Annotated in this window: 18 protein-coding genes; 5 read left to right on the top strand and 13 right to left on the bottom strand. The window is 37.4% G+C overall.

All coding sequences use genetic code 11. From position 1 onward, the window contains the following. Positions 1 to 148: 148 nt before the first annotated feature. The 10 genes from CIGNP85_RS05965 to CIGNP85_RS05925 all read right to left on the bottom strand — a co-directional run bounded on the left by CIGNP85_RS05965 (position 149) and on the right by CIGNP85_RS05925 (position 6,118). On the bottom strand, positions 149 to 724 hold the full coding sequence (locus tag CIGNP85_RS05965; protein WP_086287424.1) for an NAD(P)H-dependent oxidoreductase: 576 nt from the start codon (positions 722 to 724) through the stop codon (positions 149 to 151). Next, entirely contained in the window at positions 721 to 1,308 is a 588-nt protein-coding gene (locus CIGNP85_RS08615) for a DapH/DapD/GlmU-related protein (protein ID WP_086235123.1), read from the bottom strand. The genes CIGNP85_RS05965 and CIGNP85_RS08615 overlap by 4 nt, the downstream gene beginning before the upstream one ends. 11 nt (positions 1,309 to 1,319) lie before the next feature. After that, a complete protein-coding gene (locus CIGNP85_RS05955) occupies positions 1,320 to 2,462 on the bottom strand; it encodes an NAD(P)-dependent alcohol dehydrogenase (protein WP_086287423.1) in 1,143 nt (380 codons plus the stop codon). A 155-nt stretch (positions 2,463 to 2,617) separates the two neighbouring features. Next, the gene (locus CIGNP85_RS05950) at positions 2,618 to 3,025 is read right to left on the bottom strand and encodes a cyclophilin-like fold protein (RefSeq protein WP_201790153.1); all 408 of its coding nucleotides are present in this window, start codon (positions 3,023 to 3,025) and stop codon (positions 2,618 to 2,620) included. Further along, positions 3,016 to 3,417, bottom strand: a complete 402-nt coding sequence (locus CIGNP85_RS05945) for a MerR family transcriptional regulator (protein ID WP_086287421.1) — start codon at positions 3,415 to 3,417, stop codon at positions 3,016 to 3,018. The genes CIGNP85_RS05950 and CIGNP85_RS05945 overlap by 10 nt, the downstream gene beginning before the upstream one ends. After that, the gene (locus CIGNP85_RS05940) at positions 3,417 to 4,139 is read right to left on the bottom strand and encodes a carboxymuconolactone decarboxylase family protein (RefSeq protein WP_086287419.1); all 723 of its coding nucleotides are present in this window, start codon (positions 4,137 to 4,139) and stop codon (positions 3,417 to 3,419) included. The genes CIGNP85_RS05945 and CIGNP85_RS05940 overlap by 1 nt, the downstream gene beginning before the upstream one ends. Continuing rightward, positions 4,136 to 4,585, bottom strand: coding sequence for a cupin domain-containing protein (locus tag CIGNP85_RS05935; RefSeq protein ID WP_086287417.1), 450 nt, complete (start codon positions 4,583 to 4,585; stop codon positions 4,136 to 4,138). The genes CIGNP85_RS05940 and CIGNP85_RS05935 overlap by 4 nt, the downstream gene beginning before the upstream one ends. Positions 4,586 to 4,865: 280 nt before the next feature. Next, complete coding sequence (locus CIGNP85_RS08380; protein ID WP_179187386.1) at positions 4,866 to 5,042, bottom strand: hypothetical protein; 177 nt, start codon at positions 5,040 to 5,042, stop codon at positions 4,866 to 4,868. Positions 5,043 to 5,133: 91 nt separating this feature from the next. Continuing rightward, positions 5,134 to 5,763, bottom strand: coding sequence for a class I SAM-dependent methyltransferase (locus tag CIGNP85_RS05930; RefSeq protein ID WP_086287415.1), 630 nt, complete (start codon positions 5,761 to 5,763; stop codon positions 5,134 to 5,136). Then, positions 5,756 to 6,118, bottom strand: a complete 363-nt coding sequence (locus CIGNP85_RS05925) for a diacylglycerol kinase (protein ID WP_086287413.1) — start codon at positions 6,116 to 6,118, stop codon at positions 5,756 to 5,758. Before CIGNP85_RS05925 ends, CIGNP85_RS05930 begins: the two co-directional genes overlap by 8 nt. Positions 6,119 to 6,373: 255 nt before the next feature. Here CIGNP85_RS05925 and CIGNP85_RS05920 point away from each other — a divergent pair, with 255 nt between their 5' ends. The 4 genes from CIGNP85_RS05920 to CIGNP85_RS05905 all read left to right on the top strand — a co-directional run bounded on the left by CIGNP85_RS05920 (position 6,374) and on the right by CIGNP85_RS05905 (position 11,475). Then, positions 6,374 to 7,690, top strand: coding sequence for an MATE family efflux transporter (locus CIGNP85_RS05920; RefSeq protein WP_086287410.1), 1,317 nt, complete (start codon positions 6,374 to 6,376; stop codon positions 7,688 to 7,690). 204 nt (positions 7,691 to 7,894) lie between these two features. Further along, complete coding sequence (gene nrfH, locus CIGNP85_RS05915) at positions 7,895 to 8,365, top strand: cytochrome c nitrite reductase small subunit (RefSeq protein WP_086229944.1); 471 nt, start codon at positions 7,895 to 7,897, stop codon at positions 8,363 to 8,365. Positions 8,366 to 8,423: 58 nt separating this feature from the next. Further along, on the top strand, positions 8,424 to 10,280 hold the full coding sequence (locus CIGNP85_RS05910) for an ammonia-forming cytochrome c nitrite reductase subunit c552 (protein WP_086226062.1): 1,857 nt from the start codon (positions 8,424 to 8,426) through the stop codon (positions 10,278 to 10,280). Positions 10,281 to 10,494: 214 nt separating this feature from the next. After that, positions 10,495 to 11,475, top strand: coding sequence for an extracellular solute-binding protein (locus CIGNP85_RS05905; protein ID WP_086287408.1), 981 nt, complete (start codon positions 10,495 to 10,497; stop codon positions 11,473 to 11,475). Between the two features lie 43 nt (positions 11,476 to 11,518). On the opposite strand, the gene CIGNP85_RS05900 is transcribed toward CIGNP85_RS05905, so the two are convergent. Then, positions 11,519 to 11,698, bottom strand: coding sequence for a hypothetical protein (locus tag CIGNP85_RS05900; protein WP_086287406.1), 180 nt, complete (start codon positions 11,696 to 11,698; stop codon positions 11,519 to 11,521). Between the two features lie 99 nt (positions 11,699 to 11,797). Between CIGNP85_RS05900 and CIGNP85_RS05895 the strand changes: the two genes are divergently transcribed. Continuing rightward, on the top strand, positions 11,798 to 14,611 hold the full coding sequence (locus CIGNP85_RS05895; protein WP_179187385.1) for a flagellar hook-basal body complex protein: 2,814 nt from the start codon (positions 11,798 to 11,800) through the stop codon (positions 14,609 to 14,611). 424 nt (positions 14,612 to 15,035) lie between these two features. On the opposite strand, the gene CIGNP85_RS05890 is transcribed toward CIGNP85_RS05895, so the two are convergent. Further along, positions 15,036 to 15,956 carry a helix-turn-helix transcriptional regulator gene (locus tag CIGNP85_RS05890; protein ID WP_086287403.1) on the bottom strand — a complete coding sequence of 307 codons (921 nt, stop codon included), beginning with the start codon at positions 15,954 to 15,956 and terminating at the stop codon, positions 15,036 to 15,038. Further along, entirely contained in the window at positions 15,953 to 16,132 is a 180-nt protein-coding gene (locus CIGNP85_RS05885) for a hypothetical protein (RefSeq protein WP_086224945.1), read from the bottom strand. Before CIGNP85_RS05885 ends, CIGNP85_RS05890 begins: the two co-directional genes overlap by 4 nt. Positions 16,133 to 16,137 lie beyond the last annotated feature (5 nt).

Raw genomic sequence — 16,137 nt, 5'->3', positions numbered from 1 at the left:
CCTAATAAACTCATCCTTATCCAAGATAAAATTCAAATTATTTAAGCAAAATTTAAATTACAAAATTTTAAGCCAGAGAGCCTTAAATTTCAGCCCCCTAACCTTTTTAAACCTAGCAAATTTAATCTATAAAATCTCTATCAATTCACTAAAAATTCGCTCTTATATGCGCTCTATACGCATTTACATACTCATCCACTTTTGGATTTTTTACCACATCATTACAGATGAAACTAGGTAGCGCTTTCATGCCGCAAAACTCCATTGCCTTATGCATAGCAAAGGTTACGCCATCGCACCCACGCCCTTCAAAAAACTCATTTTTATCATTAAAGGCCGTAATTGGCGCATTCCAAGTGGTGCTTATCATATATTTTTTATTCACCGCTATCCCGCCTGTGCCATATCCGTGCTCAGGGTCGCTTGCGTGCCTGCCATCGCTTTTTAGCAGGCTTGCTGCTGCAGCCATGAAAACTTCATCAAGGTATTTTTTTACTATCCAAGGCTCACTCATCCACCAGCCAGGATATTGCCAGATTATAGCATCCGCGCCCAGCACCTTTTTTGTCTCAGTTTCTATATCATAGCCATCATCTATTCTTGTGCGTAGCACCTCGTGTCCTTTGGCTTTTAGCTCCTCATCTGCTATATTACAAAGCAGGGTGCTTAGCCTGCCACCGCTACTACCAAAATTTTTGCCACCATCTAACATTAATACTTTCATTTTTGCTCCTTTATAGTTTTTATGAGTTTGGCTGGCACGCCTGCTACTATGCTCATAGGCGGCACATCCTTGCTCACCACAGCCCCAGCAGCCACCACGGCACCATCGCCTATGCTAACGCCGCCTAAAATCGTAGCATTTGAGCCTATCCACACATTTGCGCCGATTTTTATCGCCTCCATGTGTAAATCACCCCTATGCTCTGGCAACAAATCGTGATTTAGCGTAGCTAGCACGCAAGCATGCCCTATTAGCGTATTATCGCCTATATAAATTCCGCCTTGGTCTTGGAAATGACAAGCGCCATTTATAAATACATTTTTGCCAAGGTGAATATTTCTGCCAAAGTCGCTATAAAAGGGCAAAAACACTCGCAAACTTTCATTTTTAGGCTCTTTTGTAATTTTGGCAAAAAATTCTCTTATTTTTTCTTCACTGCGCCATTTTTTATTCATTTTAGCGCAGAGTTTGCGAGTTTTTGCGCTGATTTCGCACATGAGAGTAAACTCAGCACTTTTAGAGCTTAATTTGCCCCCAGAGTTTAGAAGTTCAAAAAGTCTAGCATTAAGTTCTTTTTTACTCATTTTCTAAGTCTTTAAAAGCTCTTTGGATCGATCACGAAGCGATATCTAGCTCTTTTTGCTACTACATCACGCCAAGCCTGATTTATCTGTTCGCCAGTGATTTTTACTATATTTGGGCGAACTCCAGCTTTAGCACAAAACTCAGCCATTTCCGCAGTCTCTTTCATACCGCCAATTAAACTAGCATTTAAATTTACTTTTGTGCTAGCTAGATTTAAGGTTTGGGTTTTTTGGCTGAAATTTATAGGCATGCCAACTAGAGTGAAACTACCAAAAGGCTTAACCATCGCAATATATGGCTCCATCTCAAATTCATAAGGAATAGTGCTAAGCGCAAAATCAAATTTAGCCCTAAACGGAGTTAAATCATCGCTACTTTTTACTAGCACGGCTTTTGCGCCCCAGCTCTCTATATCTTTGATTTTGCTCTCAGTCGTAGTAAAGGCTGTAACTTTTGCACCCTTGGCAATAGCGATTTTAATCCCAAGATGCCCTAGGCCGCCGATACCGATGATCGCTACATTGTCGCCTTGTTTCATATATTTCATTATAGGTGAGTAGGTGGTGATCCCAGCGCACATTAGCGGTGCGGCCTCATCCCAGCTAAGCTCATTTGGGATATGGATAGCAAAATGCGAATTTACAACAAAATAATCGCTATATCCGCCCTGACTTATGCCAGTTGGCTCTTTAGGATATGGATACCCGTAGGTAAAAATCGTATTTTTGCTATATTGCTCTTCAAGCCCAGCCGTAGCGATATCAGTGTTATCCACCATGCAGCCTACACCTGCTCTATCACCGATTTTGAAGTTTTTGACATTTTTACCCACTTCACGCACGAGACCTACTATCTCATGACCGGGTACTTGTGGATAAATTTGCTTACCCCAATGTCCTAGCTCTGTGTGTATATCACTATGGCAGATACTAGTAGCCATCACTTCTATTAAGATATCATCATCACCAACAGCTCTACGCTCAAATCTCCACGGCCTCAACTCGCCACTCTCATCAAAAGCCGCCCAACCTTTACAAGCGATATTTGGCTTGTTTGCTGCGCCAAAAATATTTGTACCAGCACCGATTGCTACGCCAGCAACGGCTGCTTTTGCTAGAAAATCTCTACGATCTTTATTTTTGATTTCACTCATTTTTACCCCTTTAAAAAGATATGAAAAATTATAAAACATTACACCAAGTGTAAGTCAAGAGGTTTTGAGAAATTTAGTAAAATTTTGTTGAATTAAATAAGTTTTTGATAAATTTTTGGAATTCCTTGAAGTTTTGGAATTCCAAAAAATTCATATCATTTTAAAGATAGCCTTATCTCCACGCTGCTTGTGCCTAGTAGCTTTTTTAGTTCATCTTTGCCTATGCCATCTAATTTGCCAAGGCGAGTTAAGGGCCATGAGTTCGTATCGTAGGCTAATACGAAAGTTTGACCGCTATAAAGAATTATATCACAAGGCTGCATTGTGATTTGCTCATCATTTCGTGGCAACGGCGATGGTAGTTTGCCGCTTTTTTCAAAGCCACCATAATCACTAGCATTTATGATGATATCGCCTTTTTCTAGCTCTTTATATAGAGCCAAAGCCCGGCTATTTTCGGCCAAAACAGCCTTTAACTTTTGCTCATTTATAATAACAAAAATCTCCATTTTCTCTCCTAAAACAAAGCTAAAAAGCCAAAAAAGCGATAAAATCACTCGCATTTTTTGCCCCCTTTGCCGTGTGGGTCGCTTTTGGCTTTTATGGCAGTTTCGTAGAATTCGATTTTTTTATCCACGCAATCAAGTGCTGATTTTATCTCATCAAGCTCATTTAAAATTCTACTTTTTTCTTCTTTTATCATCGCTAGGCGAATTTCTAGCGTGCTATCGCCTTTGATAGCTAAATTTATATACTCTCTAAGCCGTTTAACGCTCATACCCATTTTACGAAAACGCACAACCCATTCTACCCACTCTATATCGCTCTTGCTAAAATACCTAATACCACTAGGGCTATGCTCAATCAAAGGAAAAAGCCCATTATCACACCAATAACGCAAAGTACGTGGGCTTACGCCTGTTTTTTGTGAGACTTCTATGATTGTGTATGCCATTATTTGCTAGCCTCTATTACAGCGGTGGTGGCATTTAGTGAGCGTGGATAGCCTATAAGAGCGATATTTGCGTTGATTAGGGCGATTAATTTTTCTTTATTTAAGCCTTGAAGAAAAATAGCTTTTGCGTGAGCTCTCATTTGTGATGAGGTATCGCCCTGCGCAGCCAAAAAGAAAAATGTGATAATCTCACGCTCGTCTAGGCTTAAAATCTCAGTTCTAGTGTAATAATCCCCAAAGCAATTTTGGCTTAAATACCTGCCGATTTGTGCGTAGTCGCCACTCATACTCTGCGTAGTAGCACTGCCAAAAAGCTCTATTTGTAAATTTTGCCCGTTTTTAAGTCTATTTTCATCACTATCTAGGGCAAAATCTGTGATTTTAACCCCTTTACGCTTATAAATTTCACTTGTAACAAAGATAAATTCCCTAATCCTAGCCATACCAAGATACGCCGTGCTTTGGCGTAAAAGCTCCATTATCTCATCAGCCTTTAACTCGCTTTTTTCTACTCTTTCTTGCCATAGTCTAACTGAACCCGATGCTATTATCACAGCTAGGTTGCTAAGTTCAATTTGCCTAGGACTTAGGCCGGCTTGTATGGTATCATTTTTACTACTTTTCTCAAAGTTTTCAAATATCGCTTTAAGCGTTGTATCCTCTATATCTGCACTCATCAAAACACCCCCAAACACCGCAAAAACAGCTAAAATCTTTTTCATTGAAGTTCTCTTAAAGTACTTTCATACTCTTCGTCGCTTACTTTTTCTAGCCAAGTAGTTTTGTTTGGCATACCCATTACTGAAATGTGTGCCATTTGCGTGGTTTTGCCACCCGCGTGAAAATGCTTAGCGTCGCTATCTATTTTGATAATTGCGCCAGGCGTAGCTTTTATGGCTTTTTGCCCCTCTATTTTCACTACACCTTCACCGCTTAGAACGATTAGAAGTTGGCCCTTTTCGTGTGTATGCCAATGCGTGCGAGAACAAGGCTCGAAGGTTACTAAACTAGCATTAGCACTTCTGCCACCCCCTGCATCATCAAAGGTATTTAGATAAGTAGTGCCGGTGAAATATTTGCTATACGGATTTATCTCGCCACGCTCAAATGGCAAATCTTGCGAAAAAGCCACTGCGGTAATGCCAAGAGTTAGAATTATTTTTTTCATTTTGCTTCCTTTTTTTAAAAGTTTAGCAAAAATTATAAAACATTACACCAAGTGTAAGTCAAGGAATTTAGAAAAATGTTGTAAAAAATGAATTAATATATTTTTATATCAAACATTGGTTTTATAACTCATCTCTAAACACGCTTAAAGAGTGCTTAATTAAGCTACAATCTATTTTTGCTGATTTTCATCTATATAATAAAATAATTTTAACTTTAAAATTTACTATTTATATAATTTTAGTTAAATTTAGTCAAAACTAAATTTAACTATAGAGACTTTATCTAGTTTTTTGTAGAGCCTTAGCTAGATAGCTCTCTGTGCTAGTAGAAATATCAATCATAGGATAAAGATAGAAAATTCCGTGCGAAGTAAAACCAGAATTTGTATTTGCCAACTCATTTTGACTTAACTCATCATAAAGCGCATACTCAGGTTCTACTAAAAATTCAATCAAACCAATACTATCAAAAAGTGCCTCATTTGAGCCAAAAAGATTTAGCTCAAATGACTATTAAATTTAAAAACCAAGGACGAATTAAAAGCACTTATAGCGTGGCAATGACTCTAATACAAACACAGTTTTGCCCTGGTGTCGGAGCAAACTCGCTACTTTCACCAATATCAACAATTTTAAAGCCATTTTGGATTAAATTTGCTTTAAATATATCTTGGTCTATAAATCGTCGGTAGTGACCATCGCTGATGAACTCACGCTTGCTAATGGCTTTGCCAATACCAAATTTACTATCATTTATACTTCTAGCCTCTACAACAAAAAGACCGCTAGACTTAAGTAAATTTTTGACATTTTTTATCAGCCCTTGCTCAGCGATATCATCAATAGCATGTAGTGTAAAACGGCTATAGCATATATCAAATTTATCTTTTAGGTTAAGTGGCGCAGTAAAATCAGCACAAATCCAGCTAGCTTTTTGGTTTTGTTTTTGCAAACTCTCAATAGCAATATGCGAACCATCGATAGCTACAACATCAATACCTTTAGCGTTAAAGTATAAAGAATCCCTACCATTACCACAGCCAAATTCGATCAAGCTTGCTTTGTTTTTATTGCGCAAAAAATTATTAAATATAAATTTAGCAAATTTGCTAGGCTCTTTAATTTCATCGTGTTCTAAGCTATAAAACTCATCCCAATAGGCACTATCTCTAAGCATTACTCACCGCCCCAAAAAGTATCACGCCCCAAGCTAGCACAGCCGTGCAAATAGAGATAAATACAGCCGCACTACCACAATCTTTGGCTACCTTAGCTAGTGGATGAAAATCAGGACTAACAAGATCTATACAAGCCTCAATAGCGCTATTTAAGCACTCCATCGCAAGGATAAAAAGCAAGCTCATTCCAAGTATAATCTGCTCTATGCTACTAAGTGGCAAAAACCAAATAGCTATAAATAAAGGAGTAATTATAAATATCTCAATGCGAAATGACTTCTCACCACGCCACATTGCCTTTATGCCACTTAATGCGTATAGTGTGTTGCTATAAAAATGGTATTTTGGCTTCATTTAACTCCTTTAATTTAGTAATCTTCTATCCAAGCATCTAGCCACTTTGTATAGATTTTTTGATAATCGATATCTTTAGTATCTGTGCCAAGCTATGTAAAGATTGGGAAATATCTGTTATTTTGAGCCAGAATTATATCTAAAATAAATTTAATATTACAATCAAATAATCATAAATTTAAGTTATAAATAAAATATATTTTATATTAAATTTGATAAAATAATGGGTTCAAAATCCTATAATTAGGCGGTCAAATGTCCTCTAAGCAACTATCTTTAAAAGCCCTTAGCGTGCCTATATTTTTTGAATTATTTTTGCGGTATTTATCACTTATTATCAACACCTTAATGGTCGCAGCGCACTCAAATTTCTTAGTTGGTGCTATGGGTGCGGGTAATCAAATTTTAGATATTTTTATCACGATTTTTACCTTTTTAAGTATTGGTTGTTCGGTGGTTATAACTCAAGCTATCGGCGCTAGAGATAAAATTTTAGCCCGCAAAGCCATCCATCAAAGTCTATTTTTAAACTCTATTTTAGGCTTAATTTGTGCTTGTGGGATAGTTTGGCATGGTGAGTTGATTTTGGAGCTAATGAATGTCCCAAAAGAGCTAATGGCTCAAAGCTCAATCTATCTATATATGCTTGGAATTTGCCTATTTTTTGATGCGGTTGGGATAGTTTTAGCGTCGATAATTAGGGTTTATAATAGAGCTTATAGCGTTATGTTTGTTACTATTTTGATGGATGGAGTTACACTTATTGGCAATTATTATGTATTGAATTTTACTCAAAGTGAGCTTTTTGGTGTGGGGTTATCTACTATAATCGGCCGTGTGGTGGCTATAATTATTTTGATATTTATACTCATTTATATACTGAAATTTATACCTAAATTTAGCGAATTTATCAAGCTTGAAAGAGCCGTTATAAACAAAATTATCAAAATCGGCGGCTGGTCAGCTGGGGAGAATCTACTTTGGATAGTCCAATACACAATCGCATTTGGTTTTGTCGCTAGTTTGGGCAAAGAGAATTTAAGCGTCCAAACTATCTATTTTCAAATTTCGCTATTTATAATGTTGATAGGTCAAGCAATCAGTGTGGCAAATGAGATTATAATTGGCAAATTAGTCGGTGCCAAAAAGCTACAAATAGCATATAAACACACTTGGCGAGCCTTGTATGTTAGCGTTTTGGCGTCATTTTTGGTAGCATTTGCTAGCTTTTTAGCCCAAGATGAGACAATGAACGCACTAAATTTAAATCCAAGCTTAAAAGAGCTGATGATACCGCTATTTACGCTATCAATTTTTCTTGAAGTAGCAAGGACATTTAATATTATAATGGTAAATTCACTTCGTGCTAGTGGCGATGCGAAATTTTGCTTTTTTAGTGGAGTGGTGTTTATGTTTGGGGTTTCGTTGCCTGTGGGATATATTTTATGTTTTAATTTTGGGCTTGGTATTTTGGGAGTTTGGATTGGATTTTGTGCTGATGAGGCGCTTCGTGGATTTGCAAATTCTTGGCGTTGGAAGAGCAAAAAGTGGCAAACCAAAGCCGTTGTATAAAATAAGATAAAAAATATATTAATTAAAATTAAACTAAATTTAGACGAAAAAATGTAAATATTGAGCCTTCAAACCATCGTAAAATCGACTTTAAGTTTATTTTTATTGACAAACAAATTAAATTTCATTACAATTTCATTTAACATTTTTATCTTTTTGGGGAAGGAGGATAAAGTGCAAAGTAGTAGTAAAAACTCTACATTTATGTGGTTTTTAGTTGTTGTAGTCATCATTATCATAGCTGCTGGATATACTTTTTACAATGCTAAAGGTATGTCGTATTTTAGCGATGATAGTGCCGCTTGTAATAACTGCCATGTAATGAATGATGTATATGCTAGTTGGCGTAAAAGCGCCCACTCAAGAGAGATAAACGGCAAGCCAATAGCAAGCTGTAATGACTGCCATTTGCCTAATGAATTTGTAGATAAATGGATAGCCAAAGCCCAAAGTGGCGTATCTCACGCTTATGCATTTACCTTTAAGCTAGATGATTTACCGCAAAATTTCACTGCAACTAAAATGAGTAAAAATATGGTTCAAGCAAACTGCGTTCGCTGCCACTCTCAAATGGTATCAGTAGTGGTAAATCCAACAACAAAGATAAATCATGCTAATGAGCAGCTAAGCTGTGTTAAATGTCACGCTAGTGTAGGTCACACTCGTGGATTTTAGGCTGATTTATGAACTTTGGCAACAAAGTAAATTTAATTTCACAGAAAGGATATAGAGTATGAAAAAGGCTCTTTTGGCGATATTAGCCATTATTGTTTTGATCGGCTTTGTTTTATTTAACAAAGACATCTCAAGCAAAAAAGCTCAGCCTGATATGGCTGGTGCAATCTCTAAAGATGTGGTGACTATGAGTGATGATGATCCACGCTTTAATGTCTGGGGTAAAAATTTCCCTGAACATATGGATATGTATCAAACAGTCGAAACCGAAGCACCGTTTGAGACTGAATTTGGCGGTAATCACTCTTATTCTAAATTGATTAGATATCCGCAACTTACAATTTTATGGGCGGGATATCCATTTTCGATAGACGCAAATGAAGAGCGTGGCCACTTCTGGATTCAAGTAGATCAAATGGATACAGCAAGAAACAATAAAGATTTCTTAAATTCACATGGTTTTGCTGCTTTTAATGGTCAGCCAGCTGCTTGTATGAATTGCCATAGTGGTTGGACAAAATGGCTAGAAAATAATGCTGCTTTGGGTGATACTCCTCGTGAAAAATGGGTTTCATTTAATAGTGCTAAATACTGGACAATGGTCAAAAATATACCAGCTCTAGAAGGCATCACAGAAAATAGCCCAGAACACAGCGGCCCTCATGGTGGTAAAAGAATGGGTGTTGCCTGTGCTGATTGCCATGTACCAAATACAATGGAACTTCGTGTAACTCGTACAGCTCTAATTAACGCTTTAACAAAATGGAGAGGCTATGAGCCAGATCCTGTAACAGGTGTGAAAGCTACTAGAAGTGAGATGAGAAGCTTAGTTTGTGCGCAATGCCATGTTGAGTACTATTTCCGCCCAACAGGTGAAAAAGTCAAAACTATCGGTGAATCAATCGCTAGTGATACAGATAAAAAATGGTGGAACGGCACTCAAAAAACTTATGATGAGTTTGATAGCTGGAGAGATGGCAACAAAGCTACTGAAATTGAAGTTGCTGGTATCGAGCTAGTATTCCCATGGAAACAATGGGGCAAAAATAAACCATTTAGAATTGAGATGTTTGATGAGTATTATGACGAGAATGTAACTCGCTCTATATTCCCACAAGATTGGGCTCACAAAATTACTAAAGCACCAATGCTAAAAATCCAACACCCAGAAACAGAGCTATACTCAAGCTCAGTTCACGCAGCAAATGGTGTTAGTTGTGCTGATTGTCACATGCCATATGTAAGAAAAGGCTCAAGCAAAGTGACAAATCACAATGTTACTTCTCCGCTTAAAGATATTAACGCTGCTTGTAAAAGCTGCCACACTCAAAGCGAAGAGTATTTAAAAGCGCAAATTCAAGATATCCAAAGATCGATCGCATTTGACCTAAGATCAGTAGAATACGCTACAGTAAGCCTAATCAACGATATCAAAAATATGCGTGATAGATTAGCTGCGCTTCCTGAGTTCCAAACAGATGGAAAAGCAGATGACAAAAAAATCTCTGCAGTATTAAAAGAGGTTTTAGAACTACACAGAAAAGGCCAAATGAGAGGCGACTTCGTAGGTGCTGAAAACTCAACTGGTTTCCACAGCCCAAGAGAAGCTAGTAGAATGCTACTTCAAGCGCTAGAAATGGCTAGAATGGGTCAAACTAAACTAGCTGAAATAGCGCTACAATACGGATTTAGCGATTTTAAAACTAGCAATTTAGGTTTTGAAGATATCCAAAAGTTAAATCCAGGTGAAATTCGCTACAAAGTAGATCTAAACGACGCTCGCCAAAGCACAGCTAAAGGTCATAAAGCTGGTGATAGATATTATGAACATGATAATATCAATGATGGCCCAAATGCGAAGCTTTTAGAGCTGGATAAAAACAATAAACCTTATAATCATAAGGTACTTGACTAATCTATAAGCTAGATAGGGCGGGGCTTAGGCTCCGCCTCTTATATTTATAAATCAAATTTCATTCTATTAAATCTAATAATCATAATACAACTATTATCACTTTTTATATCAATAAAAAAGAATTTATAATTTTGCTCATAATTTTGATAATTAATATTATTATAAGTCTTCCTTAGCTACTATTTTACAATCAAATCAACAAAAGGAAAAATAGATGAAAAAATTACTTTTAACTGCGGCTTTTGCTTGTATGGCTTTAGCTAATGAGATAAATTTATATAGTGGCAAAGGTCTAGATCCAAAACTTGCTAATATGTTTGAATTTCAAACGGGAATTCAAATAAATATCATAAAAGATAAAGAGCAAATGGCTAAAATGAACGCACCAGACTCTAAGGCTGATCTATTTATGGGTATGGATGTAAGTACATTTGCCAAATTACAAAATGATGGCAAGCTTGCTCCAGCTAAATCTAAAATTATAGATAGTATCGTTCCAGCAAATTTAAAAGATGAAAATAATGAATGGATAGGGCTATCTAAAAGAGCTAGAGTAATCGTTTATGACAAAAAGGCAATTGATCCAAAACTAATCCAAAATTACGAAGATTTAGCAAAGCCAGAGCTAAAAAGCAAGCTATTAATGCGAACATCAAATGTCTCATTTAATAGATCCTTACTAGCTTCTATCATTGCAAATGATGGCGAAGATAAAGCCAAAGAGTGGGCCAAAGGCACTCTAAATAACCTAGCTAGAGATCCAAAAGGCGGTGATAGAGAACAGGCTCGTGGCGTATATGAAGGAATTGGAGCAGTAGGCGTGATGAATAGCTACTATATTATCACGCTACTAAATTCTAAAAATCAAAGCGATCAAGAAGCGGCCAAGAGTCTAGGCGTAATATTCCCTAATCAAGATGGCCGTGGAACGCATATTAATATCAGTGGAATCGCCCTTTTAAAATCTAGCCAAAACAAAGACGCAGCAATTAAATTTATCGAATTTATGCTAAGCAAAGAGGCTCAAGAAATTTTAGTATCTACAAGCCACGAATACCCAGTAAATAAAGATGCCAAACCAAGTAAAGAGATTGCAGCATTAGGCAAATTCAAAGAAGATAGCATATCGCTTAATAAAGTTGCTAATGAGCTAGAAAACGCACAAAAAATCTATAAAGAACTAGGTTGGAAGTAATCTAGCACCATTAAAAGCATTATACTAGTAAGCTGTGGTGATTTTATATTTTTATGGTGCAACTAGCCACGGCTAAAGCCTTGCTTTGTGGAATTTGTTTTAAATTTGCTTTTTTATTATATTTAGTAATGCCACAAGGCAAACCCTCAGCAAAATTATATCCTATTTTTTTAAGATCTTTTTTATGATTTAAATTTGGCATATCATTAAATAGGCGTAACAATCTTACGCCATTACACAAAATGCCTCAAAAATTAAAATTTGGAATGCTATTTGCTTAATAAGCCAAAATTAAAATAAATTCTAACACAAAGGATAAATTATGATGGGAGCATTATGGTCTGGAGTTACTGGTCTTCAGGCACACCAAGTAGCGATGGATGTCGAAGGTAACAACATCGCCAATGTAAATACCGTAGGCTTTAAATACTCTCGTGCGAGTTTTGCTGATCTATTTAGCCAAACTCAAAAGGTAGCCACCGCCCCACAAGGCGACCTAGGTGGTAAAAACTCTATGCAAATTGGCCTAGGCTCCACGGTTAATACAGTTACTAAAATCTTTAAACAAGGTACAATCCAAACTACTGATAAACAAAGCGATATGGCTATCCAAGGCGATGGGTTTTTTGTCGTATCAGCTGATGGTGGCAAGACCTATATGTATACTAGAAATGGCGACTTCAGCCTAGACTCTCAAGGTAATTTCGTAGATCGTAACGGCTATGTAGTCCAAGGCTGGATGAGAAACGAAGATACCGGCACCATCGATCCTACTAGCCCATTAAGCAATATCATAATAGAACCTGGTATGGCTATGGAGGCTAATCCTACTAGTGAGCTAGCTATAATAGCCAATCTAAACTCAGGCTCAAACATCGGAGCTAAAAACTCACCTATCTATACTCTAGACCATTATAATGATTTTTTAGATGCTAATGGTAATGGTCTATGGGAAGATGGCGAAACTAAGAATCCAAATGACCTAAGCAACAACACCTACTACATAAACTCAAATAAAGAAGTAGCAGTAAAAGAAGCCGGCGTAGACCTAGGCGTAGTATTTAACGGCTCAGGTGAAGGGCTAAACCTAAGAGAGGGCCAAGGTATATGGGTTAGCTACGCTGATGCAAAGGCTACATTTGGCGAACTTCCAAATAATGCTGGGCAAGGCACTAACAAATATAAGCTACATATCTCAATCAACGGTATAGAGATACCAGCTACTGAGTTAACTAAGATGGATGAAGTAGTCAAAAAGATAAATGACTATACGCCTCAAACTGGAGTTATAGCTACGCTAAATGGTGATAAAGGAATTCAGCTAACAAATACAAATAACCAAGGCACCACCGATGCTACTAAAAATATCAAGATTAAAAAACTAGAAGGCGATACCACATCTATCCAGACAACTAGCGTAATCACAGCCTATAAGTATACCTACTCTTCAGGCGCTGGAAAGACTGCTGATCATAGCTACAATGACGGAGCTGCTAGAGTGGTAAAGACTACAGAGGATCTAAGGCGTGCTATGCAAACAGATGCTAGAGAGTATGTCAACTACGCTGGTAAGAATGTCTCAAATGCAGTAAATGGTGCTACATACTTTGTAAATGCTGTTATAGCTAGGATTAATGAAAATAGATGGAATGGTGGTCCTGTAAATAATCAACAACAATTAGAAGCAGCTATAGCAGCACTTAATGACGGTATAACAGATGGTCAAGCAATATTTAATAACCTTAAAGGTAAAGGCGTAATATCTGAGCCAATTTCAGAATCAGCTGTTGCATCTATAAGTAAGATTATATCTGATATAGACGCTATCGGTCTTGACGCTGGTAATCAATACAATAGTGCAAATGATATAATAGAAGCCCTAAAAGCTCTAATAACAGATGATAAGCTAGCGCAAATGGCTCAAGATGAGTGGGACTCTCCGCTAGATGCTGATGGTATTGGTAACTTTAATAACAATACTGCAAATAATTTGCCTGCCCCAGAAGCAGATGGCTCTCATGCTAATGGCACATATAGAGATATAAATTTAAATGATGGTGTGCAAGTAACTGTAAATGAAAAAGGACAATTTGTCTTTAGAAATCCAGCTGGTGATGCAAGCTACGGCCAAAATGATGGACACACTACGGTTAATCAAGCTCAACAAGGTGGCACAGATGTAAAAGATAGCGCAGATGCCTACACTGATACCAATGGTCAAAAGAAAACACCAGCAAATGCAGACACATACACCAACGACTACGCTATGCAAATAGCAGTAAGCGGCTATAGTAATGCAGCTCAAAATGTAAATGAAAACTCAGCTCTAGCTGATGTATTTAAGGCTCTTGGTGGGAGTCTAGCCACAGGTACAGGTGAAAAGGTATCAAGCAACCTAACAATGTCTAGCCACGCAGCTACCACTGAGATATATGATAGCCTAGGGTCGAAGCATGAGATTAAATTTGAGTGGAGAAAGGTAAGCTACAGTCCAGAAAATGGAACCGAGTGGTCAGTCCTAATCCAAGTCCCAGAACCAGGTGTACTAAATACTGATGGTAGCGGATTTTCTAATGTAGTATCTGGTTCAGCTAGATTTAATAATGATGGAACCTTGCTAGGATTTACACCTACTACTTTATCATTTACGGCAAATAACGGCTCAGCACCAGGACAAGGTATAGAGCTAAACTTTGGTAAAATCGGTGACTCTAATGGCCTAAGAAGTAACGACAACCCAAGCGCTACTGATAATATAATCCAAGATGGCTATACTGCTGGTAACCTAGTAGGTACTAGAATCGATGAGGCTGGTACTATCATAGGTAGCTTTAGCAATGGTAGAAGCTTTGGACTAGCACAAGTAAGCCTAGCAGTCTTTAGTAATAACGAAGGCTTAGAGAGTAGATCTGGAAATATCTTTAGCCAGACTGCCAATAGTGGCGATCCTATCTTTGGCGCAGCTGGAACTAGCAGGCGTGGGACTATTACAGCAAGTGCTTTAGAGATGAGTAATGTGGATTTAAGTAGGGCGCTAACTCAGCTAATCGTAGTCCAAAGAGGCTACCAAGCCAACTCTAAAACAATAACCACAAGCGACCAGATGCTTACTAGCTTATTACAAATCAAACAGTAGGCTAGGTAACATTGCGGGGTTTCCCCGCTTTTATCGATATAGAGCTTTTGCTAAATATTTAGCAATATTTTGAGTTTAAACCCTTACTACGCTAAAATTAACCTAATTCATTGGAAATCATTATACCGCAATCAAAATCAAAAATAATCAAAAAACTAATAAAGTATGATAAAAAGGGAATTAAAACAAGTTATCAAAGATTGATTGAAGCTTAAAAAAGCTTAATTAGTGGAGTTAAGCACAGCCAAAGCAAAAAGCGACTTAAAAAGAAGATTTACATATTTATCCTTAGAAGTGAAATTTGGGTATTATTTTACAATTTTAAATACAATATTTGGTTAAATTTGGCTTTCTTGCGGCGAGGTTGATTAAAATTCGCCGCAATTGTAATGGCTAAAAATTCGCCGCAAAAAATGGCGGCGGATTAAGCTAGATTGTTTATTGGTTCATCATTTATGTAGGATTTTAAGATATCTTTTAGCTTTGTATCTAGCTCTTGGGGTTCTATGATTTTGATATATGGGATCCAAGCTTTTATAATGTTTAATAGCTCATCATCAAAAGCAAACTCTACATCTAGCAAAATTCCGTTTTCATCATCTTTGATTAATTTGTAGCTTTTAAATACTTGCTTACGCTCAAAATACTCCCTAGCCTTGGGCAAAACTAGGATTTTAGCGTTTTTTAGGCTAGTGCTAAACCATTTGAGATTATTAGATTCTATCCGCTTTAAAAATGTATTTGATGGGGTGAAGTGCTGGTCTAGTGGCTTATAGCTTTTGATTTTAGATAGGGTGAAGTGCTTTAATTTGGCCTTTTCATCACCTAGGAGATACCAGACGCCAGCTGTATTTATGAGCTTATAGGGTTTGATGGTGCGCTGTGAGTCATTGTAGTAAAAGCTGATCACGCAGTGCTCTAAAATAGCATCGCTTAGGAGTTCAAATAGATCTTTTAACTCTTTGGAGTCTTGCTTTGGTTCGCTTGATACGATAAGGCTTTTAGAGATTGTGGTGCTTAGTATATCAGCTATCATTGGGGTGTCTAGCTTGGGGTATAGATCGGCTACACCGCTTCTTTTGGCGAAGGTTTTGATATCTCCAAAGCTTAGCAATCCATCTTCGTATTCTGTGCGTGAGATATAGTATTTTCCATCTTTGCCTTTTTGTATATCTACGGCGCAATACTCTTTTAAGCGTGCGATGTCTCTTTGTAAGGTTCGCAAGCTAAGATTAAACTCACTACAAAGCTCGCTAGGATTTAGCCCTTGACCCAGATATAGCATTTTGAGCATTATCATGAGTCTGCGGATCATATTTTCGCCATTTGAGCCATTGGAATTCATCGGCCGCCTTTGAGTTTGCCTATGAGTTTATCTATGAAATTTCCGCTAGAAGGGATCATTATTGTATTGCATTTTGGGCAGGAATAAAAATTTATCACACAGCCAGCGGTGATCACCTTTTTCTTGCCACATTTTGGGCATTTTAGGGTTTGGATATGTGGGACAAAGCCGTTCATTTTCT

It is taken from the genome of Campylobacter sp. P0085 (assembly GCF_002139495.1).
Taxonomy (GTDB): Bacteria; Campylobacterota; Campylobacteria; order Campylobacterales; family Campylobacteraceae; genus Campylobacter; species Campylobacter devanensis.
The sequence above is the reverse complement of the archived record's forward strand: the minus strand, read 5'-3'. Positions and strand labels throughout refer to the sequence as shown.